Annotated in this window: 23 protein-coding genes; 9 read left to right on the top strand and 14 right to left on the bottom strand. The window is 70.6% G+C overall.

The annotated features are described in order from the left end of the window. Positions 1 to 60: 60 nt before the first annotated feature. Both tap and tpg read left to right on the top strand, forming a co-directional pair. Entirely contained in the window at positions 61 to 2,304 is a 2,244-nt protein-coding gene (gene tap / locus ACIG0D_RS31600) for a telomere-associated protein Tap (protein WP_399807758.1), read from the top strand. A gap of 6 nt (positions 2,305 to 2,310) precedes the next feature. After that, positions 2,311 to 2,868: a telomere-protecting terminal protein Tpg gene (gene tpg / locus ACIG0D_RS31595; protein ID WP_365767620.1), complete on the top strand. Its 558-nt coding sequence runs from the start codon at positions 2,311 to 2,313 to the stop codon at positions 2,866 to 2,868. 59 nt (positions 2,869 to 2,927) lie between these two features. Here the strand turns inward: tpg and ACIG0D_RS31590 are convergent, their stop codons facing one another. From ACIG0D_RS31590 to ACIG0D_RS31570, 5 genes are all read right to left on the bottom strand, one after another. Then, positions 2,928 to 3,368, bottom strand: a complete 441-nt coding sequence (locus ACIG0D_RS31590; RefSeq protein ID WP_399807755.1) for a VOC family protein — start codon at positions 3,366 to 3,368, stop codon at positions 2,928 to 2,930. A 245-nt stretch (positions 3,369 to 3,613) separates the two neighbouring features. Continuing rightward, complete coding sequence (locus tag ACIG0D_RS31585; RefSeq protein WP_399807752.1) at positions 3,614 to 3,985, bottom strand: peptidase inhibitor family I36 protein; 372 nt, start codon at positions 3,983 to 3,985, stop codon at positions 3,614 to 3,616. Next, positions 3,982 to 4,473 carry a hypothetical protein gene (locus tag ACIG0D_RS31580; protein WP_399807750.1) on the bottom strand — a complete coding sequence of 164 codons (492 nt, stop codon included), beginning with the start codon at positions 4,471 to 4,473 and terminating at the stop codon, positions 3,982 to 3,984. Before ACIG0D_RS31580 ends, ACIG0D_RS31585 begins: the two co-directional genes overlap by 4 nt. 491 nt (positions 4,474 to 4,964) lie before the next feature. Continuing rightward, positions 4,965 to 5,384 carry an SRPBCC family protein gene (locus ACIG0D_RS31575; protein WP_399807747.1) on the bottom strand — a complete coding sequence of 140 codons (420 nt, stop codon included), beginning with the start codon at positions 5,382 to 5,384 and terminating at the stop codon, positions 4,965 to 4,967. A 58-nt stretch (positions 5,385 to 5,442) separates the two neighbouring features. After that, entirely contained in the window at positions 5,443 to 6,453 is a 1,011-nt protein-coding gene (locus tag ACIG0D_RS31570) for an aldo/keto reductase (protein WP_399807744.1), read from the bottom strand. 144 nt (positions 6,454 to 6,597) lie between these two features. Here ACIG0D_RS31570 and ACIG0D_RS31565 point away from each other — a divergent pair, with 144 nt between their 5' ends. Both ACIG0D_RS31565 and ACIG0D_RS31560 read left to right on the top strand, forming a co-directional pair. Then, a complete protein-coding gene (locus ACIG0D_RS31565) occupies positions 6,598 to 7,536 on the top strand; it encodes a LysR substrate-binding domain-containing protein (RefSeq protein ID WP_399807741.1) in 939 nt (312 codons plus the stop codon). A gap of 459 nt (positions 7,537 to 7,995) precedes the next feature. Continuing rightward, a complete protein-coding gene (locus tag ACIG0D_RS31560; protein ID WP_399807738.1) occupies positions 7,996 to 8,886 on the top strand; it encodes a glycoside hydrolase family 19 protein in 891 nt (296 codons plus the stop codon). A gap of 424 nt (positions 8,887 to 9,310) precedes the next feature. Here ACIG0D_RS31560 and ACIG0D_RS31555 read toward each other — a convergent pair whose 3' ends face one another. Both ACIG0D_RS31555 and ACIG0D_RS31550 read right to left on the bottom strand, forming a co-directional pair. After that, complete coding sequence (locus tag ACIG0D_RS31555; RefSeq protein ID WP_399807736.1) at positions 9,311 to 9,508, bottom strand: hypothetical protein; 198 nt, start codon at positions 9,506 to 9,508, stop codon at positions 9,311 to 9,313. 294 nt (positions 9,509 to 9,802) lie between these two features. Continuing rightward, a complete protein-coding gene (locus tag ACIG0D_RS31550) occupies positions 9,803 to 11,179 on the bottom strand; it encodes a hypothetical protein (RefSeq protein ID WP_399807733.1) in 1,377 nt (458 codons plus the stop codon). 61 nt (positions 11,180 to 11,240) lie between these two features. Here ACIG0D_RS31550 and ACIG0D_RS31545 point away from each other — a divergent pair, with 61 nt between their 5' ends. The 4 genes from ACIG0D_RS31545 (at position 11,241) to ACIG0D_RS31530 (ending at position 13,303) form a co-directional block, all read left to right on the top strand. Further along, positions 11,241 to 11,486 carry a hypothetical protein gene (locus ACIG0D_RS31545; protein WP_399807731.1) on the top strand — a complete coding sequence of 82 codons (246 nt, stop codon included), beginning with the start codon at positions 11,241 to 11,243 and terminating at the stop codon, positions 11,484 to 11,486. A gap of 178 nt (positions 11,487 to 11,664) precedes the next feature. Further along, the gene (locus ACIG0D_RS31540) at positions 11,665 to 12,402 is read left to right on the top strand and encodes a VOC family protein (RefSeq protein WP_399807728.1); all 738 of its coding nucleotides are present in this window, start codon (positions 11,665 to 11,667) and stop codon (positions 12,400 to 12,402) included. Between the two features lie 241 nt (positions 12,403 to 12,643). Next, positions 12,644 to 12,919: a hypothetical protein gene (locus ACIG0D_RS31535; RefSeq protein WP_399807725.1), complete on the top strand. Its 276-nt coding sequence runs from the start codon at positions 12,644 to 12,646 to the stop codon at positions 12,917 to 12,919. A gap of 84 nt (positions 12,920 to 13,003) precedes the next feature. Further along, entirely contained in the window at positions 13,004 to 13,303 is a 300-nt protein-coding gene (locus ACIG0D_RS31530) for a hypothetical protein (protein WP_399807723.1), read from the top strand. 69 nt (positions 13,304 to 13,372) lie between these two features. Here ACIG0D_RS31530 and ACIG0D_RS31525 read toward each other — a convergent pair whose 3' ends face one another. Together ACIG0D_RS31525 and ACIG0D_RS31520 are read right to left on the bottom strand one after the other, a co-directional pair. After that, a complete protein-coding gene (locus ACIG0D_RS31525) occupies positions 13,373 to 14,110 on the bottom strand; it encodes a dienelactone hydrolase family protein (RefSeq protein ID WP_399807720.1) in 738 nt (245 codons plus the stop codon). 646 nt (positions 14,111 to 14,756) lie between these two features. Then, complete coding sequence (locus ACIG0D_RS31520; protein WP_399807716.1) at positions 14,757 to 15,743, bottom strand: alpha/beta fold hydrolase; 987 nt, start codon at positions 15,741 to 15,743, stop codon at positions 14,757 to 14,759. 143 nt (positions 15,744 to 15,886) lie between these two features. Between ACIG0D_RS31520 and ACIG0D_RS31515 the strand changes: the two genes are divergently transcribed. Continuing rightward, positions 15,887 to 16,492: a helix-turn-helix domain-containing protein gene (locus tag ACIG0D_RS31515; protein ID WP_399807713.1), complete on the top strand. Its 606-nt coding sequence runs from the start codon at positions 15,887 to 15,889 to the stop codon at positions 16,490 to 16,492. 168 nt (positions 16,493 to 16,660) lie between these two features. Here the strand turns inward: ACIG0D_RS31515 and ACIG0D_RS31510 are convergent, their stop codons facing one another. The 5 genes from ACIG0D_RS31510 to ACIG0D_RS31490 all read right to left on the bottom strand — a co-directional run bounded on the left by ACIG0D_RS31510 (position 16,661) and on the right by ACIG0D_RS31490 (position 20,449). Then, entirely contained in the window at positions 16,661 to 17,485 is an 825-nt protein-coding gene (locus ACIG0D_RS31510) for an AAA family ATPase (RefSeq protein WP_399807710.1), read from the bottom strand. A 116-nt stretch (positions 17,486 to 17,601) separates the two neighbouring features. After that, the gene (gene fabG / locus ACIG0D_RS31505) at positions 17,602 to 18,306 is read right to left on the bottom strand and encodes a 3-oxoacyl-ACP reductase FabG (protein ID WP_399807706.1); all 705 of its coding nucleotides are present in this window, start codon (positions 18,304 to 18,306) and stop codon (positions 17,602 to 17,604) included. Continuing rightward, positions 18,306 to 18,605, bottom strand: a complete 300-nt coding sequence (locus ACIG0D_RS31500) for a hypothetical protein (RefSeq protein WP_399807703.1) — start codon at positions 18,603 to 18,605, stop codon at positions 18,306 to 18,308. Before ACIG0D_RS31500 ends, fabG begins: the two co-directional genes overlap by 1 nt. Next, a complete protein-coding gene (locus ACIG0D_RS31495) occupies positions 18,602 to 19,198 on the bottom strand; it encodes a hypothetical protein (protein ID WP_399807701.1) in 597 nt (198 codons plus the stop codon). Before ACIG0D_RS31495 ends, ACIG0D_RS31500 begins: the two co-directional genes overlap by 4 nt. A gap of 240 nt (positions 19,199 to 19,438) precedes the next feature. Then, positions 19,439 to 20,449 carry an AvrD family protein gene (locus ACIG0D_RS31490; protein ID WP_399807698.1) on the bottom strand — a complete coding sequence of 337 codons (1,011 nt, stop codon included), beginning with the start codon at positions 20,447 to 20,449 and terminating at the stop codon, positions 19,439 to 19,441. Positions 20,450 to 20,453: the final 4 nt, after the last annotated feature.

The following is a 20,453-nucleotide window of genomic DNA, read 5'->3' as shown; positions in this document are numbered from 1 at the left end:
GCGAAGTGACGTGTGAGTCGGTGAGCGATTTAGGTAGGGTGTTGGGTGGAGGTGGGTTCTGTGCCTACTGAGGATCAGTTGTTCAGTGCGGTGGATGCGCTGCTCGAGCAGGTCGCCCAGGATGCTCTCCCTGACCCGGCTGAGCGCAAGCGGCTTCGCGAAGCCGCTGGGCTCAGTCAGGCTCAAGTTGCGGCCGCGCTGAAGACGCGCCGCGAGACGGTCGCGAGCTGGGAGTCGGGCAGGAACGAGCCGCGACCGCCGCAGCGTGCTGCCTATGCCCGGTTGCTGGAGAAGCTGGCCGAGCGCTTCCCCGCTCCCGCCTCGGCTCCCGAGACAGCGTCCGCTTCGGCGCCCGCACCGGAGACGTTGACCGGCCCGGCAACCCCGATGCCGGAGACGCCGACTCCGGCCACAGCGCAAGCATCCGACGCCGCGGCCACGAACCCTGAGAACCCCCGATCGGACCGACCCACCTCTCCCGCCCGGTCGACCGCGTCACGGTCGGCCCCCACCACCAGGCCCTCGGCGTCGTCGCGGCGCCCGGCCGCGAAGAAGACGGCAGCGGCCACCGACGGGCGTTTCGCCAACGGCCCGCTGGCCGTGGTCGACGTCGACGACGACGGCCACGTGGTGGCGTACTGCGTCGGCGGCCTGGTCCTGGACGTGCCCGCCAAGACCCTGCCCGCGCTGGTCGACTGGACCCTGACCGAGGCCCAGCTCGGCCAGGCCCGGCTGCACCGTCACGGCCGTGACGCCGACCCGGTCCTCGTCCTCACCCCGGCCGCGCTGGAGCGTTACGGCCTGCCCACCGAGCTGTCCCCGGAGGAGCGGCGCGCCGGACGGCTCGCGGCCGGCCACAAGGTGCTCAAGCAGATCGCCAAGGCCGGGCAGCAGCTCACCCAGCGCGGATTCGGCGCGTGGGCCCGCGTCTTCCGCGAGCCGGAGGGCTCCCGCCGACGCTGTGTGCAGCTGTGTATCCCGGCCTGGGGCGCGCTGCCGGTCGAAGAGTGGGACGACAAGAACAACCCGCGGCTGCCGACCATGCACGCGGCGGACCTGGCCCGGTTCCTGGGCACGTACGCGGACCGGGTGATGACGCCGCGCGGCACCACGGCGGTCACCGGCCTGGAACTGATGACGGCGCTGCGCCCGCCGACCCGGGCGGAGAAGGACGAGGCCACCGGCGAGTTCAGGCAGGCGTTCAACGACGACGCGCTCACCGCGGTGTACGAGGTGGTGGAGTGCGAGGTCCCGGACGAGCACCCCATCCTCAAGGGGAAGTTCGCCCGGCACCACCAGCGCACCCCGGCCGAGATGCTGCTGGAGGAGCCGTACAGCTGGTGCCGGCCGCTGACCGACGACGAGTGCATGCAGCCGTATCTGGTCGCCATCGACGTCAACATGGCGTTCGCGGCGGCCGCCAACGGCCTCACCGTCGGCCTCAACGGCCCCACCCACCTGACCGGCAACCCCGCCTTCGACCCGGCGCTGCCCGGCTCGTGGCTGGTCGACCTCTCCCACGTCGACCTCTCCCGCGTACGCATCAACGGCCGCACCGTCGACGCCGACCGGCTCCCCTCGCCGTTCACGCCGACGGGCGAGCGCCCGACCGGCCCGGCCTGGTACGCCACCCCGACCGTCGCCTACGCGGTGGAGCTCGGCTTCGACGTCGCGCCGATCGAGGCGTACGTGCGTACCCGGACCGGCCGCTACCTGGACCCGTGGTACAAGCGGCTGCGCGACGCGTACGTGGCGACGATGGCCGACCTCGGCGTCACCACGGACCTGGGCGGCAAGGAATTCTTGGACGCGATGGCCCGCTCCAGGGACGCGGACCCGGCGCTGGCCCTGCTGCTGAAGGCGATCAAGGCGACGGCGAAGGGCGGTATCGGCAAGCTGCGGCAGCGCAGCCGCGGCCAGGTGCCGTACTACGAGTCGTGGCCGGCCCTGGAGCGCCCGACGTGGCGCCCCGACATCCGGGCGGCTGTGCTGTCGACTGTCCGCGTCAGCATGCACCGGAAGATGATGAAGACCGCCGCCGCGGCCGACGTCTACCCGGTGGCGATCGGCACCGACGCCCTCGTGTACCCCTCGCCCGGCCCGTCACCGCTTGATTTCCTGCCGCACACGCCGGAGGGCAAGCCCGTCCCGGGGTCGTTCCGCCTCGGCGTCTCGCCCGGCATGGTCAAGCACCAGGGCACCCGGACCGTGCTATGGGCCGAGCAGCAGTTCGAGGAGCAGGGCGGCGTCTTCAACATCGCCAACCTGATCAAGACCGACCCGGCCGCGGGGGAGGGGGAGTAGCCCGCCATGGCGGATTCGATCGGTGACGGCCTGGACCGCGCGCTGGAAGGCGCCTTCACCCGCCCCATCCCCAAAAGCGCCCAGGCGCAGATGAAATACCTGGTCAGGCAGCTCAAGGGCACCAGGGCCGCCGCGCAAGTGCTGGGGATTTCGCAGCGGACCGTGGAGCGGTACGTCAAGGGACAGCTGAAACGGCCGCGGCGCGACCTGCGCGACCGCATGGAGCGGGAGGTCAGGAAGCGCTGGCAGCCGCAGGTGCGGGCCAGGGCGAAGAAGAGGGCGGCGTCCACCGACGGCCTGGTCGTCTTCACCCGCGCCCGTTTCGGCTTCACCGCCGCGCCAGGCACCACCGACGACGCCCGTATCCGCGACATCACCCAGGCCCTGCCTCCCGAGTTCGCCGACCGCCTCTTCACCGCCCGGGACCAGGGCGCCACCGAGCAACAGCTCCAGAGAATCGCGGCCGAGGGCCTCGCGCAGATGTACTTCCGCGCCAACAACACCCGCGCACACGGCCTGGACGTTGAGTTCACCGACGTGGAGCAGATCGAGATCGAGCTGTAGCCGCAGGGTGAGGGCGCCGGCTCGCTCGGAGAGGGAAGAGGCGGGACGCAGATCGACCGCTAGCGGATCTGTTCGGCCAGGGCAAGGACGATGCCTGAGGGGCCGCGGAGGTAGCAGAGGCGGTAGATGTCCTTGTATTGCGCCACGGTGCCGATGAGTTCGGCGCCGTGGGGACGCAGGCGGGCGATGGTGTCGTCGATGTCGTCGACGGCGAACATGACACGGTGCAGGCCCAGAGTGTTCGGCGGAGGGTTGTGCGACCCGTGACCGATCGCCGCGGGGGTGTGGTACTGCGCGAGCTCCAGCTTGCCGTGGCCGTCCGGAGTCCGCATCATCGCGATGTCGCTGCGGACTCCGTCGAGTCCGACGGCCTGGTCCGCGAAGAGGCCCTCGATCTGGGCTGTGCCTTCGACTTCCATGCCCAGTTCGGTGAAGAAGGCGACGGCGGCGTCCAGGTCCTCGACGACGATCCCGACGTTGTCCATCCGCTGAAGCGTCATGACGGTCTCTCCCTCTGCGTTGCGCGACCCTTCGAGGCCACCGGTATACCGAGAACGGAGCCGACGGCCCGTTCTCGAGACCCGCGACACGGGGCCTTTTGGCCGGCATGCAGTCGCGGCTCGGTAGCCGTGCGCCTGCTGGGCGCCGTAGCCACGGCGCGGGCCGGCCGGTCGAGGCGGGGCTGTTCCGCCGCGTCCGGCCGGGACGCTGGGGTGGGGCGGGGGGTGGGGCGGAGTAGGGGGCTTCAGCAGCTCATGGCCCACCGGTGGGAGTCACCGCGGTCGTTGGCGACGCCGTTCCAGTTGACTTCCTGGCCGGGGGCGAGGCAGATGGTCATGTCGCCGCCCTGCCACGCGGCATCGAACACCTGGACGTAGCTCGGGATGCCCGGACCTTCGATGCCGTGGTTGGCCCACGAGGAGTCGGCGTCGGCGATGTGGCCCTCCCACCAGCCGTCGTCGCCGTGCCAGTTGGCGCGCTGGCCCTGGAAGTCGGCGTGCTCCCAGGCGCAGAAGTGGCCGCTGGGGCAGTCGGCGGCCGAGGCGGTGGTGGCGGTGGTGAGGGAGGTGCCGGCGGCGAGGATCAGCGCGGCGGCCAGGAGGGCGGGCTTCTTCATCGTGAGGTGTCTTTCTCGGGTGCGGATTCGAGGATGGCCCGGGCGGTGCGGACTGCGTGTGCCCGCAGTTCCCGGTAGGCGGTCCGTTCGCCTTCCGGGGCCCGGCTTTTGAGGTTGTTGACGAGGGTCGAGGCGCGGAACCAGCGTTGCTGGTCGCCGTAGAGGCGCTGCTGGGCCTGGGCCAGGCAGCCGTCGGTGTGCTGGCGGACCTCGTGGCCGCCGGGCAGGGTGAGGGAGAGTTCGGCTGGTCCGGATCCGAACAGCGCTTCGCTGACCCGGCGCTGCTCCTCGGCATGGGACGGGCGCTGCCGAGGGCGGGGCGGGGTGAGGCCCTGGCGGGTCAGGCAGCGGTCGGTGAGCAGGAGCTGGGCGGCGGCGACGGTGTCGTTGTCGGTGAGCGCTGGGGGCTCGGGGGCTGTGCAGGCGGTGATGATGCACAACGGAGCGAGGAGTGCGAGGGCCGCCGCGCGGCGTGGGTGCGTGGGCATGAGGACGGTTCAGTCCGTCCGGCGGCCCGTCGGATGGCCGGAGGCCGCGGGGAAGATCTTTCGCATGATCAGCTCAACGGTGGTGGCAGGCCCGCAGGACACGGCGGGGGCCGGTCGTTCACTCCACCGAGCGGCGCTCGGGAGCCGGCACCCGGCGCGCAGACACTGTCGGCCGACGCTGCCCGCCCCGGGGCGGGACCGGGGTGGTGGGCCGGGCTCGGGAAGCCACTGCCCGCGGCATGGGTCGGTGGGCGGCTGGAGCCGCACATCGCGATCGGCTCGCGCCACCTCGGCTGCCGCCTCCCGGCGTCCTCGGCTGCCGGGGCCGCGGCGGAACCCTCGGCGAGGACCGGGAGGTGGTGACGCCGCAGCCCGGACCCGCGTGAGGCGGGTCCGGGCTGTGTGGTCCGGCGGGTCCTGACCGTCGGTGAGCGGTTCGGCGGTGTCCCGACCGTCGCTGAGCGGTTCGGCGGCGTCCCGGCGGGCGGGGGTCAGGCGGAAAGAGCCTGGTGGAGGGCGTCGAGGCCGTCCGCGTATATCCCGGCGAACAGTTCCTCGGCTTCGGTGTCGCTGACGCCGTTGGGGGTGAAGCGTCCGGACCACTGCACCTCGGCGGCGTCGTCCCGGCCGTCGATCGGGTGGACCCGCAGGGTGGAGAGGTAGCCGGTGACGGGGAAGGGGGATTCGAGGATGGCGTAGGTGTAGTGGCGTTCGGCTTCGTTGAAGCTGATCAGGCGCTCGATGATGACGTCGCCGTCCGGATTGGCGAGCTTGCGGACGCGGCCGCCGTCGAGGGCGGTGCTGTGGGGGATGTAGGGGAGCCAGTCGGGCAGGGCGTCGAAGCCGCCGATGAGGTCCCACACCTTCTCGGGGGAAGCGGGCATGGTGCGGGAGACGGACGTGGAGGCCATGGGCGTTTCTCCTGGGGTGGTGCTGGTGTTGCTGGTGTTTCTGGCGTGGGGATGACGGTCAGGCGTCGTGGGGGAGCGGGGCCGCGGGGCTGACCAGGGCGGCGGCGCGCAGGTCGTTCCAGAAGGCGGCCGGGATGTCCTCGGCCAGCGCGGCCGTGTCCTCGGCGATGCGGCTGGGGCGGGTGGCGCCGGGGATGACGGCGGCGGCCACCGGGTGGGCCAGGGAGAACTGCAGGGCGGCGGCCTTCATGCTCACGCCGTGCCGGCCGGTGAGGGCCTTGAGCTTTTCGACGCGCTCGATGATCTGCGGCGGCGCCTGCTGGTACTCGAAGTGGGTCCCGCCGACGAGGATGCCGGAGCTGTAGGGGCCGCCGACGACCATGTCGACGCCCTGTTCCTGGGCCATGGGCAGCAGCCGTCCGAGGGCGTGGTCGTGGTCCAGGAGCGTGTAGCGGCCGGCGAGGAGGAAGCCGTCGGGCCGGGGTTCGTCCAGGGCGAGGGTGAGCTCGATGGGCTCGGTGCGGTTGACGCCCAGGCCCCAGGCCTGGATGACACCCTCGTCGCGCAGCCGGGACAGCACGCGGAAGGCGCCGGTGCGGGCCTCTTCGAACTTGCTCAGCCACAGATCGCCGTGGAAGTCCTGAGCGATGTCGTGCACCCAGACGATGTCGAGGCGGTCGGTGCCCAGGCGCTTGAGGCTGTCCTCGATGGAACGCTCGGTGGCCTCGGCGGTCCACTCGTGGACGATCTTGTTGGGGTTGCCGTGCTCGAACAGTCCGCCCTTCTCACCGAAGTCGGGGGTGACGGTCTCGTGCTCGTCGAGGATGACCCGCCCGACCTTGGTGGCCAGGACGTAGGAGTCGCGGGGCTTGGTGGAGAGCACCTCGCCGAGCCGCGACTCGGCGAGTCCGGCGCCGTAGAAGGGGGCCGTGTCGAAGAAGCGGATGCCCTGGTCCCAGGCGGCCTCGACGGTGGCGTGGGCCTCGTCGTCGGGGATCGCGCGGAACATGTTGCCGAGCGGGGCGGTACCGAAGCCGAGCCGCCCGGGGAGAAGGGACTTGATGCTCACGGGGAAAGATCCTCGTCTCGATGGTGATACGCGGCATTGGGGAGGTTTCTCCCGGTCCGCGCTCCTTGCTCCACCGAGGCTAGGATCGACGGGTCAGACTGTCCAAGACTTGCTTCGACATACTTGAGTCCCCAGAGGTCTTACATGCTTGACCTGCGACAACTTCGCTATTTCGTGACCGTGGCCGAAGAGGAGCACGTAGGGCGGGCCGCCGAACGCCTGCACATCTCGCAGTCCCCGCTCAGCCGGCAGATCGCCCAGCTCGAGAAGAACCTGGGCCTGACGCTCTTCGAACGCAGCCAGCAGCGCATCCGGCTCACCTCCGACGGCCGCGTCTTCCTCGCGGAGGCCACGGCCCTGCTGCGGCATGCCGACCGCCTCGAGAACCTGGGCCGACGCCTAGGCCGCGGCGACGAGGGCGGCCTGTGCATCGGCTACGTGGACGACGCCATGCACACCGGCCTGCTGCCGCGGGCCCTGCGCACCCTGCACGAGGAGCGGCCCGCCGTCCACGTCGCCCTCTACGACCTCACCGCCGCCCAGCAGTTCGAGGGCCTGCGCCAGCGCAGCCTGGACATCGCCCTGGTCACCGAAGCCCCGCCCGAGTCGGATCCCGACCTGCGCAGCACGCTGCTGCTCGAGGACCCGCTGCTGCTGGCCATGCCCAGCGACCACCCGCTCGCCGACGCGGCCGAGATCCAGCCCCAGGACCTCGACGGCCGGCCGTGGATCGCCGTCGAGGACAACCACGACCACGTCTGGCGGGACGACTTCGTCGCGGCGTGCGCCGCCGCGGGATTCACCCCCGACATCCGCTTCGAGGCCCCGGAACCCCTCACCGCCCTGGGCCTCGTGGCCTGCGGACTCGGCAGCGCCTTCGTACAGGAGAGCATGCTGCACGGCCACCTCTCGGGCGTCACTGTCCGTGAACTGCCCTGGTTCCAGCGGTCCGTGCCCCTCCGGGCCGTGTGGCACCGGACCGATCTGCGTCCGCTCGTCGCCTCGTTCCGCGCGACGGTCCTGGCGGCCGGAGCCGAGGACGCCGGGACCGAGGACCCAGCCGTGAGGAAACCCGGGTCCTGAGGCCACCGGACCGGCGTGTGAGGCACCGGAGCCGAGCAGATCGGCCAACCCGCACACACCTCGCGCCGCTGCGGGGCGGGCGCGGTCACTGGCCTGCCCCACGGCGGGATCGCGCCCCGAATCCGCGCGGAAGCGACACCCCAAGGCCACCGGCGGATCGCCCCGGACGCCACCCGGGTACGGCACCGGAATCGACGGCGAGCGCCCCCGCACACCGGTGAGAACTCCCCATCGCTTGGCGCCGGTTGGCCTGGCACCGGCTTCCGCTGACGAGCCGTCCATGTGTGACTGGTCTACACCCTTGACTGGTACAGACCAACACGGTTGAGTGTGCTCCCGTAGCCCCCCACCACGGCCGCCCCCACCCCCTGCCCGGCCCTGCCGGTGCGCGCAGTGCGGGCCCTGCTGCGCCCTGCCCTGCCCTGGGGTGCGGCCGTGTCGCGCAAAGGAGTTGATCCTGTGTCGAGACGCCGTCTCTCCGCCGTCCTGGCCGCCGTCGCCCTCGCCGGCACCGCCCCGGTGCTGCTCCCGGCCACGAACGCCGCCGCAGCGGCGTGTTCCAGCTACCCCAACTGGGTGGCCGGCAAGTCCTACAACGCCGGTGACATCGTCCGCTACACCGACGGCAAGGCGTACATCGCCGAGCACGCCAACCCGGGTTACGACCCCACCATCAGCACCTGGTACTGGGAGCCGTACGCCTGCGACAGCGGCCCCGGCACACCCGACACGCGCTTCGTCGTGACGGAAGCGCAGTTCAACCAGATGTTCCCCAACCGGAACCCCTTCTACACCTACAGCGGTCTCACCGCGGCCCTGAGCGCCTACCCCGCCTTCGCCAACACCGGCAGCGACACGGTGAAGAAGCAGGAGGCCGCGGCGTTCCTGGCCAACGTCAGCCACGAGACCGGCGGTCTGGTGCACGTGGTGGAGCAGAACACCGCCAACTACCCGCACTACTGCGACTGGAGCCGGCCCTACGGCTGCCCGGCCGGCCAGGCCGCCTACTACGGCCGCGGCCCGATCCAGCTGAGCTGGAACTTCAACTACAAGGCGGCGGGCGACGCGCTCGGCATCGACCTGCTGAACAACCCCTGGCTGGTGCAGAACGACTCGGCCGTCGCCTGGAAGACGGCCCTGTGGTACTGGAACACCCAGACCGGCCCCGGCAGCATGACCCCGCACAACGCCATGGTGAACGGTGCCGGCTTCGGCCAGACGATCCGCAGCATCAACGGCTCCCTGGAGTGCGACGGCAAGAACCCGGCCCAGGTGCAAAGCCGCGTGAACAACTACCAGCGGTTCACCCAGATCCTCGGCACGACCCCCGGCGCCAACCTCTACTGCTGACGCCGCCCACCGGGCCGGCGCCGGCCGGCACACCGTGCTCCCGACCACCGGACCAAGGGCCTTTCCGCATACGCGCAAACACCCCGGGCCCCTGTCCGCCACGACCGCGGCGCGCCGCCGCCGCGGTCGTGGCCGGGCAGCCTGGCGCCCGCAGTGAGTACAGCAGCTGCGCAGACGGGGAACGCCAGTGGGGGAGTGGACGGGCAGCCCGGACCGGTGCCGGCACACCACCAGCGGCCGGGAGCGCTGGAGCCGAGGCCGGCGACAGCTGCAACAAGACCCGCTTGCATCACCCACAGCGACCACGACCTGGCCGTGTTCCTCGATGGCGCGGTAGTGGCGGGGCGGTCCCGCCCACCGCACGTCATCCGATGGCACCCACACGAACAACGACCGGCGGGGCCAAGCGGAACGGCACTGCGCGTCAGGCGGCCGGGCTGCTGGTGCGAAGCCGCCGCACATCCCGCACGAGCGTGTACAAAGCGCTGAGGAAGACCACAATCCCGGCCACGAGCCAGAGGACCGATGCCCCGGAGCAGTACTCACGAAGAGCGGCAACGAGCAGCATCAGGCTGACAAGGACGCCGAAAGCCGAGATGAGAGCGCTGATGCGGTCAGTCACACAGACATCATCGACGACAACCGAGGCCGACGGAAGTGATCGGGAACGAAAGGTCCTCAGCAAACGACCCACGGGTGGCCTCAACAGGCCCGCCGCGTTCCCCGTAGACCACCGACGCATCGAGCAACCGGATCGGGCACGGCGTGGGCAGGAGCCCCGGGAGCCCCAGGAGGCCCCGGGAGCCCCCCAGGAGCCCCACGAGCCCCCCAGAAGCCCCCAGGAGGCCCAGCGAGCCTCGGGAGCCACACCGCCCGGAGGCGGAGATGGGCTCCACCGCCTGCGGCTGGCGCCTCGCTAGAAGGGAGGGTCGTTGGGGCCACTGTTGGCCTGTATGGCCGCCTCACGCCACCGGCTCGCCGCATGCTGTTCGGCGAGGGAGGGCATTCCGGCGATGGCTTCGGCGGCGCGGCCATGCCGGATGAGCAGCTCGGCCACTTCCGACGGCCGCAGATCGGTGTCCGCCCGCAGCAGGGCGAGAGCTTCCTCAAGGCGCCCCATCTCTTCCAGGATCCACGCCTTGCCGACCGTCAGGCCGTACATGTCCGGCGGCAGTGTCTCAGCGTAGACGAGGGCCTCCTCGTGCCGGTCGGCCTCGCCCAGCAACCAGATCCGGTTCGAGCCGAACCAGGACGCGTGCTCCTCGACGAACTCGGCGCTGCGCTGGTCGAGGAGCGCCAGGGCGTCGTCCGGCCGTCCGGCTTCATGAAGCAGGTGGATGACGCCTTCGAAGAGACAGGCGTCGTGGTAGTCGAACGTGGGCCGCCCCACCTCGACGGCTTCCTCGATCCGGCCCTGGCGGCCCAGCAGTTCGATCAGCGGCCAGCGGAACCGGTCCGGATACTCGCCGGCCGCGATGAAACGCCGAAGCACGGCCTCGGCCTCACCTGCCTGCCCGTCGTCTTCCAGAGCCCGCGCGTAGTACGCGAGCGTCTCACCCGCATGCTCGCCGGCGCCCAGCACACGTAGTTCCTCCAGGCGCCCATGGCGCCGCAGAAGCTCGGCGTAGGCGATGAGGGTGTTCCCGACCACGAAATGCCCGGCTGCGACATCGGCCCCGAGTATCCGTACGGCCTCGTCCACCCGGCCCGCCCGCTCCAGGACCTGGGCTTGAAGGTCTTGCGAGTTGCTGGGGTGGACACGCCACCGCTCCTCGCCGCGCGCGCTGCGGGCCCGCTGAGCTCGCGGCGCGATCAGCTCCAGGACTTGCTCGTCACGGCCCTGGCCCTCTGTCAGCTCGACGAGAGCGGACAGCATCCATTCCCTGTCCAGATGCGGTGTGAGTACGGAGATCGCCTCCTCCAGCCTCCCCGCCTTGGTCAGCAGACCCGCGAAGTCATGGCACACCCGCTCCGAGGCAAGACCTCCCTCGTCCGGACGGACGGCGTCCAGCGCCGGCTCCACCCTCCCCGCCTCGAGCAGAACCTCGGCCCTCACCCAGCGCGCCCGATCCCACCCAACCCCGATGAACGGCTCCAGCACGTCCAGGGCCCGCTCGACCTCGCCCACCCGGGACAGCTCGCGAGCCGCCGCCTGGGCGCAGAACCACTCCCCTCGCTCCGACGCGGCCCGAACCAGCAGCTCCACCTCCCCCCGCTCCACCAGCATGGTGACCAGGCGAGGAGATATCCCGCCGAGCGTCCGCGACTGCCACTCGAGATCCTCGATATCCACGGACCTGAGCGTACGAGCGACCACCGACAACGACCCACCGAGCTCGTCCTGCCTCCCAACCATGGGGTTGAACTGGTCCCCGGGGACGTCGTCACCGAGGACCCAGCTGCGCGACCTCTTCAATGACGGCCAACACCTGCACGCCGACCGCACCGAGGCCGACCAACTCCCCACCGGGGAGACCCCGCCACCGCACCGGGCCGGGGCGCTCGGGCGCCGAGTCGAGGTCGCCGACTCCGAGCACGACCAGGAGCCGGGAACCGGCCGACAGGATGCGGTCAACCTGCCGACGCGGCGCGCGCCTTGAAAGAGCCCCGCACGAGCCTGAAAGCCCTCGACCTCCCAGCCGAGCGACTGCGCCTCCTCCAGAAAACCTCACGCCCCCGGTCGGGAAGTCTCGGCAAACGCGACCACAGTCGGCACTTGGCTGAGCACATGTCTGATCGCGACGGCCGAGGGCCGGCGAAGCTTCTAGGATCTGCGGCATGGCAACACGACTCGTCCAGATCAACATGAAAGCCCAGGACGACTCCGCGCTCGGCCGGTTCTGGGCGCAGGCACTCGGCTGGGGTATCGACAGCGAGGCACCCGGCGTGACCAACCTCGAACCCGTGGGCTTCACCTACCCCGACCCCGCGGCCGTCTGCATCGACATCATCGCCCGCCCGGAACCCAAAACAGTCAAGAACCGCGTGCACCTCGACCTGGCCACCACCTCGACAGCCCATCAAGCAGAGCTGGTCGCACGCCTGAAGGACCTCGGCGCGACACACGCCGACGTGGGCCAGGGCGATGTCCCCTGGACGGTCATGGCCGACCCGGAAGGCAACGAGTTCTGCGTCCTGGAACCCCGCCCCATCTACCAGGACACCGGACCCATCGCCGCGGTCGTGGTCGACTGCACCGACCCACGAAGGATGGCCCGGTTCTGGGACGAGGCGATGGACTGGACGCTGCACGAGGTCACCGACGACCACGCGACCATGCGCTCCGCCAAAGGCGTCGGCCCCTACCTGGAGTTCCTCCGCACCCCCGACACCAAAAGCGTATGGAACCGCGTCCACCTCGACGTCTGCCCCTACCCGGGTGACGACATGGCCGCAGAGGCAGCCCGACTGCGCGCCCTGGGCGCCACCGACCCTGACATCGACCAGTCCGCACTCCACTGGACGGTTCTGGCCGACCCGGAAGGCAACGAGTTCTGCCTCCTCACCCCTCGCTGACCTGGAGCGTAGTGGTAGTAGCCGACTTGTTGACGGTGTAGACGACCAGTTCCTGTCCGCGCGCGGAGTCCGTGCGGGCGGGATGCTCCTGAACGTCCTCGCTGTGGCCGTGGTGCCGCGAATGTGCGACATCCCGTGAGTTCTCCTGAACCCCGCAGAGTCACCCACCTCGTGGCCAGGGGGTTCGCCCTCTCAATGGTGACTCTTCGCGCTCTGACGTAACTTCGGGATTCCGCAGGGGTTGATCTTCCGCAACCCCACCAGCCGGATCAAGGTCGGGCAGAACGAGTACGCCGTGCTGCAACCTCTCCTCCCTGAGCAGGTCGAGCGCTCCGTCGCGGCTGCGTTGACGCCGGCGGCGCGGCTCATCCTCGCCCTCGCGGCGGTCCACGCCGCCCGGGTCGCCCAGATCGCCACCCTCGTGCTCGACGACGTCGATCTCGGCAACCGCCGGCTGACCATCGCCGGACGCACCCGGCCTCTCGACGACCTCACCCTGAAGCTCCTGACGGACTAGCTGATCAACAACCAGACCGCCCATACGACCGGCCGGGCCAGCAACCACTGGATCAGTGCTCCGATGCGAGGACAGGACGCCACCTTGGAGCGGCTTCGCGTTGACCGGCAGCTCGAAGAAGCCCTGACCCACGGGCGTGACCCACTCCATCACGCGGAGGTCTTCGGGCTCGACGAGAAGACCGCGATGCGCTACGCGGACTCCGCACGAGCCCTGCTGGAACAGACCGCCGAGTCGGGGTTCTCGCCCTGGAAGCCGGAACGGTCCGCCGCAGGTCGCGACGATCACGGCCAGGGCTCCGTCGCAGTAAATCCGGTATTTACTGCGGCAGTCGTGGATACGTCTCCGCGACCGCACAACTGCCCGAATGCGGTTCTGCTGTGAGGGCTTGAGGGGAGGAGACTGTCAGTGGGGCGACGCTGACCAGCCCTGGCGCCAGAATGTTTGCCTGGGTCATGCCCCCAGGTCCTCGGCCACGGGCAGGCACTCGGCGAGCAGGTCGACGACGTCGCGCCAGGCTCGCTGCGCGTGCTGTGGGTGGTAGCCGACACCGGGGACCACGGGGTGGTCGACCGGAGGGTGGTGGAAGGCGTGCAAGGCTCCGCCGTAGACCGCGAGGCGCCAGTCGACGCCCGCGGCCTGCATCTCAGCGGTGAACGCGTTTCGTTGCGCGGGCAGCATGATCGGGTCTTCCGATCCGACCCCGGCCCACACCGGGCAGCGGATGCGCGCTGCCTCGCCCGGTCGGCCCGTGGTAGTTGCGTTGACTGTCCCGATCGCGCGCAGGTTGACGCCGCCTCGCCCGAGTTCCAGCGCGATGGCGCCCCCGGTGCCGTAGCCGATGGCGGCGATCCGGTCGGGGTCGGTCCTGGGCTCGGTGCGCAACACGTCGAGCGCCGCATGGCCGATCCCCCGCATCCGGTCGGGATCAGCGAGCAGTGGCATGCAGCGGGCCAGCATCTCCTCGGGGTCACCCAAATAGCGCCCGCCGTGAAGGTCGAAGGCCAGCGCTACATATCCCAGCTCGGCGAGAGCATCGGCCCGGCGGCGCTCGACGTCGCTGAGCCCCATGCCCTCTGGCCCGAGCAGCACCGCGGGCCGACGGTCTACACCGGCCGGGAGCGCGAGGTGCCCGATCATCGTCAAACCGTCGGCCGGGTACTCGACCGTACGCGTTGTAATCGCCGTCATGCGAGTGGACTGTAGTGATCGTCGAGCCCGGTCCGGCCGGTGTTCTGCCGCTGGCAGAACAGCGTAGGTGTCCCTCTGAAATACGGGACCGCAGCGGTCTCATCCTCTTCGGGTTCGGGCCAGGGGGCCGAAGGGACCCCGTTCCCTGGGGCCGGTGGCGCCGAGGAGGCCGGGGTCCTTCCAGCGGTGCAGCGGCACGGGGATCACTGTGCGTTTCCGTTCCGGGCCTGTGAGAGCAGCCGGGCCGCGGTCCTCGGGGACGGTCACCTCCGGTTCCTCGCGGAGCGCGGGGACGAGGATGAAGCAGGCGGTGTGGTACTTCGTTACGGACTTCCCGCACCGAGTGCGTCAGGCGCTGCCCGCCGGGGCTTCGCACTGCGGACAGGCGTCTTGTTCCACCGCGTTTGCTGCTTGATCGGGCGTCAGGTCCACCTGCGCCGTCGGTCAGAACCGTCTCGCGTGACGTACTGGTTTTGCGAGGGGGTCTGCGCGACGACCTGCGGATTCGTGAGCGGCGCCAGGGTGTTCGCAGAGCTCTCGCAACCGGTCATTTGCGAGAATCACGCAGCACCCAGCCGCAGCCGCTGCGCTTGGGTACGCGGGCCGAACCGTTCCGTGTACAGAAGCCCTGGCCGCGCCCGGCGGTTCAGCCCGTGAGGGTGTTGAGCCAGCCGGTCAGCAGACGGTTGATCTCCTCGGGGCGTTCCTGCTGGATCCAGTGGCCGCAGCCCTCTACGAGGTGGGAGGCGGTCAGGCCGGGGAGGGTGGTGGGGAAGGCGTCGACAGCGTCGGACATCCAGGTGGTGGAGGCGTCCAGGGCGCCGCCGATGAACAGGGACGGCTGCTTGATCGGGGCGCCGCGGTGGGGGGCGAGATCTTCCCAGTCGCGGTCCACGTTGCGGTAGCGGTTGAGGGCGCCGGTCAGACCCGTGCGCTCGAACTCTCCGGCGTAAACGTCGAGATCGTCCTCGGTCAGCCAGACCGGGAGGATGTCTGCGGGAAAACGGTCACGCAGCCGGCCGCCGTGGGCGACGAAGTGCGGGTCGGGCTCGCCCTGGGCGGGCATGGTGTCGGCGGACAGAGCGGCGTAAAAGCCCGCGAGCCAGCCCCGCACGTCAGGCTCGATCTCCGTCTCGGCGCGGCCGGGCTCCTGGAAGTAGGAGACGTAGAACTCCTGCTCGGGGCCGCCGATCTGGCCGAAAACGTCGGTGGGGCGGGGGCCGCCGGGTGGCGCGTACGGGACGCTCAGCAGGGCGACGGCCCGGAAGACCTCGGGGTGGAGCAGGGCGGAGGAGGCGGCGATGTTGGAGCCCCAGTCGTGGCCGACGACCACCGCGTGCTCCTCGCCGAGGGCGTGCACGAGGGCGACGTTGTCCTCCACCAGGTCCAGCATCCGGTAGGCGTCGATCGCCGCGGGCTTGGAGGAGCGGCCGTAGCCGCGCACGTCGATCGCCACGGCCCGGTAGCCGGCCGCGGCGAGGGCCGGGAGCTGGCGGCGCCAGGAGTACCAGGACTCGGGGAAGCCGTGCACGAGCAGGACCAGCGGGCCGGTGCCCTGCTCGACCAGGTGCAGGCGCCCGGCCGGGGCCTCGACGGTGCGGTGGCGGAGTGCGGCGGACGGCTCCGGCTGCATGGGGGCTCTCCTCGGTTCGCGGGGGACGCAGATACGCATCGATCATGCGGCGCAGCGACCGTCCACCGCGATTACCCTTGCCAGTCTGGCAAACTTGCAGGACAGGATGGTGCAGCGGGCACATCCGGGAGGGGGCGGAGCGGGTGACAGGCGACGACGTGGCCGACACGCTGGCGGCGATGGGCCCCCGGCTGCGGGCCGCCCGCGAACACCGCGGCTCCACGCTCACCGGCGTCAGCCGCGCGACCGGCATCTCCCCGAGCACGCTGTCGCGGATCGAGACCGGCCGACGCAAGCCCACCCTGGAAGTGGTGTTGCAGTTGGCGAAGGAGTACGGCGTCTCCCTGGACGAGTTGGCCGGCACCGCCCCCGCCGCCGAGCCCCGCACCTCCGCGCTCCAGCGCTTCGGCGACGACAAGGCGGTGCTGCCGCTGACCCGGTACGTCGGGGGCCTGCACGCCCACAAACACGTCCTGCCCGCCCTCCAGGAGCCGCCCGCGCGGCCCCGGCAGGTCTCCCACGACGGCTGGGAATGGCTGTGCGTCCTGTACGGGCGGCTGTGGCTCGCACTCGGCGGCCAGGACCTCGTCCTGAGTGCCGGGGACGTCGCCGAGTTCGACACCCGCAATCCCCACGGGGTCGCGAACGCCGGCCCCGGCGGCCCGGTCGAGTACCTGATCATGTTCGGGCCGCAGGGAGAGCGCCTGCGACCGCGCACCCCGCCCACGCCCGGCAACAGGGCCCGGTAGCAAGCAGCGAACGAACGGCCTGACGTCCCGGATACGCCCAGGATGTCAGGCCTCTTCCTCGTCGTCCTCAGCGGCGTCGGGCTCGCGGAAGGGACGCGGGCCCTGGCCGGGGCCGCCGGCCTTCATGGTGAACAGGCAGCGGCCCAGGAAGTTCCTTCGACCGCGCGCTCAGAAACGCATCGCGTACGAGATGCGCCGGCGCAGGGATTTGGTGCGCTGCGCCTCGTGGAACCGGTCGTCCTGCTCCAGGACTTCGATCGCCTGCCGCACCCGGACGCCGGCCCGGTCGATGGCTTCGTCCAGCGGCACCACCAAGGGCAGGTCGAAGATCTCGACGATCCGCTCCACGCGTTCACGGACGCTGCCGCCCACGACGTGGTACGGGATCTCCAACTCCTCGAGCGTCTCGATCAGCAGATCGTCGGACAGCTTGCGGAACTTCTCGGAGACCGGCCGGTGGCCGTCGGCCTTCATCGTGAACTCGACCGGGAGGTGCACGTAGGCATCGTAGATCCGTTTGGCACGGGCCTTGGTGACGGCCCCGTAGGCGTCCATGTACTGGCGGTAGAACCGCTTCACCGGCAGCCCGGCGATGTTCTTCACCGTCTTCAGGAGGAAGTTGGCGCCCGGGTTGATGCCGACCCGCATCCGTGCCTCGCCGTAGACCCACTCGTGGATCACCGAGCCGTCCGAGATGAACGGCCCCTGGCCCGCCTCGTGGTGGATGCGCTCCTCGAGCCGGCGCAGTCCGAGCATCGTCAGCTCCGACGCGCTCAGTTCCTGGACCTGTTTGCCCGGGACGAGTTCCATGAGGATCTCGCGGGAGGTCATGGCGTGCGTCCGGGGGATGCCGGTCGCTATCGACAGTGCCTCGGTCGTGGTGCTCTTGCCGCTGGAGTACGTGCCGGAGATGGCGAGGTGAAGACCGCGCTCCCCGGTGGAGGCGGCGGACGGTTCGCCCGCCCGGCTTGTCGGGGTGCCTGAGTTGCCCATGGTGTGTTCTCTTCTCGTCGTGGGTGTTCCGGCGGGAGCCGGGATGTCGGGTGGTGCGGCTGTCACCTGCCGTGGGCCCGGCGGCACCGCTCTGCGGGCCGCCGGGCCGTGCCGGGTCATCCGCCCAGGCCCAGGCCGCCGCTGACCGGCAGGACCGCACCGGTCACGAAGCGACCCGAGTCGCCGGTCAGATAGCGCACTGCCGCGGCGACGTCCTCCACCTCTCCCGCGCGGCCCAGTGGGGTGATGCTCAGCAGGTGCTCGCGCCGACGGTCGGTGATCTCACGGCTCATGTCGGTGTCGATGAGTCCCGGCGCGACGACGTTGACCGTGATGTTGCGGGGACCGAGCTCCCAGGCGAGGGAGCGGGCCATACCGAGCATTCCGGCCTTCGCGGCGCCGTAGTTGACCTGCCCCGGTGCTCCGTACGCGTAGGTCATCGAGGACATCAGGACGATGCGGCCCCAGCGGGCACGGACCATGCCGCGCACGGCGCGCCGCACGGTGCGGAAGGCGCCGTGCAGGTTGACGTCGACGACGTCCGTGAAGTCCCGCTCGTCCATGCGCAGGAACAACGTGTCGCGGGTGATGCCCGCGTTGACGACGAGTACCTCCACCGGCCCGTGCGCCGCCTCCACCTCGTCGAAGGCGGTGTCGATGCTCTTGGTGTCCGTCATTTCGGCGCGTACGGCGAACAGCCCGCCGGGCGGTGCGGTGTCGCGGTGGGTGACGGCGACGCGGTCGCCGTCGGCGGCCAGGGCGCGCGCCACGGCGAGTCCGATGCCGCGATTGCCGCCGGTGACCATGACCGATCGCCCCATCAGTGGCTCCTAGAGTCGGCGGGACCGGCGTCCTGACCCGCGCGCCGGCGGTCGACGACCCTACGGGTGGCGAGCACCAGATTCGCGGCGGCGGTCACGGCGATTAGCGAGCTGATCTCCCCGTGGCTGGGCACCTGGCAGGAGCCGCTCGGGAAACCGGCGAACGGGTCGTCGGCCGTGTCCTCGTGCCGGTCGTCCTGGCCGTGGTCCCGGTGGGCGGCGGACGCGGTGCGCGGGCGGGGCTCCGTCCCAGACCGGGTGCCAGGGCCGGGAGGCCCTGCGAGTCGTGTGTTCCTCACCGGATCACCTCGCCCGGGTGGCTTCCGGCCGTGCACTGCTGCGGACCGGCGGCGAACAGGTGCTCGATGGCTGCGGTGAGCCGGCCGGGTGTCAGTGCGTTCGGCACGAGCCGCCGGGCGAAGCGCGGGCTCGGCGGCACCCCGTCGTGCTTCTTCTCGACCATCAGCGGTGGCAGGAGCGCCAGGGGCGTGCGGGACAGTGCCGTGTCACTGTCGGCGAGGAAGCGGGCGGCGCGGTCCCGGTGGGCGGCCGGCAGCCAGTCGAGGAACGGCAGCCGCAACTCGACGACTTCGTCGTCCACGAGGTTTCCGGGGCAGGGGCCCGTCAGGTCCTCGAGCAGCCGGCAGGGCGCGGCCTGCCATTCCTCCCGCAGCATCGGGACGGGGTCGCGGGCCTCGTCCAGCAGGACGAGCAGCGGCCCTTCGTTTTCCAGGTGTTCGCGCACCATCGCCAGTTGCCCCTCGTCCGGCCAGATACCGGTGGGTGTCCAGTGATTCGCGCGTTCCGCAGTGGGCTGCTTCCAGCGCACGCGGGCCGGTCCCTCCAGGACGACGAGCACTTCTCCGAAGCGCAGCGTCGGTGAAAAGCGCATGATTGATTTCCCCCGGTTGTTTACTGCAATTGCCATGGCGCACCCTCGGGTGTGCCGGACCACCGCGCCCTTTTTCTTCCGTGGGAGGGCGCGACGCGTGAATGGATGGTGAATGGATGGAATTCAGCATTCACCTGTCATGGCGTGCCCATGAAGATGTACCGGCGCAAGAATGTGCGCGGTGCGGCGTGCGGCGTGCGGCATCAGAAAGGGTCCGCTCGTCCGGTGAATGCGTCGGCCCTAGGCGGCAGCGGGCAGCCGGTGTGCGAGAGAGCACCGGCCGCCGATCCCCGCGTAGTCGTCGACGGCCAGCTCCGCGGTACGCCAGGTGTCCCCGGCCATGTCGACGAGCCGGGTGCCGACGGTGCGTACGGTCGATCCGAAGCTACGGCCGAGGGGCCGTACCGGCGTCTGCGTGCCGATGACGAAGCGCCTCATCCAGAGCGTGTTGCTGCTGCCCCGGGACAGCCCGTCCTGTGCGTAGAGCAGGACCTGCGCCAGCTGGGCCACTCCCACCAGCGCGTCGACCAGCGAGACGGAAGGCCCGTAGGCCGCTTCCGCCCCGTGTGTCTCCGTGTGCCTCTCCGTGGCGACGACGCGCTGCCGTCCCCTGACGCGCTGCCGGTCGAGGTCGACGTGGACCCGGTCCGCGTGCTGGTCGCGGTGCTTGTAGCCCTCGCCGTAGTGCCGGGCCCGTGCCGGGCCGAGTGCCTCCGCGGTGTCCGTGTACGTGACGGGGCCCTGCGGCCCGGTACCGCGCTCGTGCGCGAGTGTGCAGCGCACCCGCAGCCCGCCGATGCGACAGTCGTATGTGCTGGTGAGCGCGGGCTGCTGCGAATCCGGGCCGTCGACTGCGAGGAGCCGGCCCTGTACCGGGAAGTCCGCGAGGTCCTCGTGCGGACGGCTCCCGGCGCGTACGTCGGCGTGCCGCAGCCAGGTGCGGCGCTGTTGCGCGGCTGTCAGTCCGAAGGCCCGGCTGACGTGGACTTCGGCCAGGGTGGCGGCCAGTACCAGCGCGTCGATGCTGCTGAGGTGGGGCCGCAGCTCGCCGGCGTCCGACTTGCGGGACCAGTCCTGCGGATACGTCAGCGTGCCCCGTGCGGTGGCGAGTGCGCCCGGCTCGGCCGAGCCGTCGGTGGTGATGTTCCTCAGGTCCTGGACGACTCGCTTGTAGCCGCTCCCGAAAAAGCGTGTGCTGCCGGGACCGAGGCAGCTGTCCAGAGATCCGTAGAATAAATCCTTGCTGTTCATTCCC

The organism is Streptomyces sp. NPDC052773 (assembly GCF_044547145.1).
Lineage (GTDB): Bacteria > Actinomycetota > Actinomycetes > Streptomycetales > Streptomycetaceae > Streptomyces.
The sequence above is the reverse complement of the archived record's forward strand: the minus strand, read 5'-3'. Positions and strand labels throughout refer to the sequence as shown.

Excerpts from the sequence above, each read along its gene's own strand:
- ACIG0D_RS31490 (WP_399807698.1), bottom strand. The coding sequence starts at position 20,449 with ATGAACAGCAAGGATTTATTCTACGGATCTCTGGACAGCTGCCTCGGT.
- ACIG0D_RS31545 (WP_399807731.1), top strand. The coding sequence starts at position 11,241 with ATGGGGTTGAACTGGTCCCCGGGGACGTCGTCACCGAGGACCCAGCTG.
- ACIG0D_RS31510 (WP_399807710.1), bottom strand. The coding sequence starts at position 17,485 with ATGGGCAACTCAGGCACCCCGACAAGCCGGGCGGGCGAACCGTCCGCC.
- fabG (WP_399807706.1), bottom strand. The coding sequence starts at position 18,306 with ATGGGGCGATCGGTCATGGTCACCGGCGGCAATCGCGGCATCGGACTC.
- ACIG0D_RS31590 (WP_399807755.1), bottom strand. The coding sequence starts at position 3,368 with ATGACGCTTCAGCGGATGGACAACGTCGGGATCGTCGTCGAGGACCTG.
- ACIG0D_RS31585 (WP_399807752.1), bottom strand. The coding sequence starts at position 3,985 with ATGAAGAAGCCCGCCCTCCTGGCCGCCGCGCTGATCCTCGCCGCCGGC.
- ACIG0D_RS31520 (WP_399807716.1), bottom strand. The coding sequence starts at position 15,743 with ATGCAGCCGGAGCCGTCCGCCGCACTCCGCCACCGCACCGTCGAGGCC.
- tpg (WP_365767620.1), top strand. The coding sequence starts at position 2,311 with ATGGCGGATTCGATCGGTGACGGCCTGGACCGCGCGCTGGAAGGCGCC.
- ACIG0D_RS31540 (WP_399807728.1), top strand. The coding sequence starts at position 11,665 with ATGGCAACACGACTCGTCCAGATCAACATGAAAGCCCAGGACGACTCC.
- ACIG0D_RS31575 (WP_399807747.1), bottom strand. The coding sequence starts at position 5,384 with ATGGCCTCCACGTCCGTCTCCCGCACCATGCCCGCTTCCCCCGAGAAG.
- ACIG0D_RS31525 (WP_399807720.1), bottom strand. The coding sequence starts at position 14,110 with ATGACGGCGATTACAACGCGTACGGTCGAGTACCCGGCCGACGGTTTG.
- ACIG0D_RS31495 (WP_399807701.1), bottom strand. The coding sequence starts at position 19,198 with ATGCGCTTTTCACCGACGCTGCGCTTCGGAGAAGTGCTCGTCGTCCTG.
- ACIG0D_RS31580 (WP_399807750.1), bottom strand. The coding sequence starts at position 4,473 with ATGCCCACGCACCCACGCCGCGCGGCGGCCCTCGCACTCCTCGCTCCG.
- ACIG0D_RS31565 (WP_399807741.1), top strand. The coding sequence starts at position 6,598 with ATGCTTGACCTGCGACAACTTCGCTATTTCGTGACCGTGGCCGAAGAG.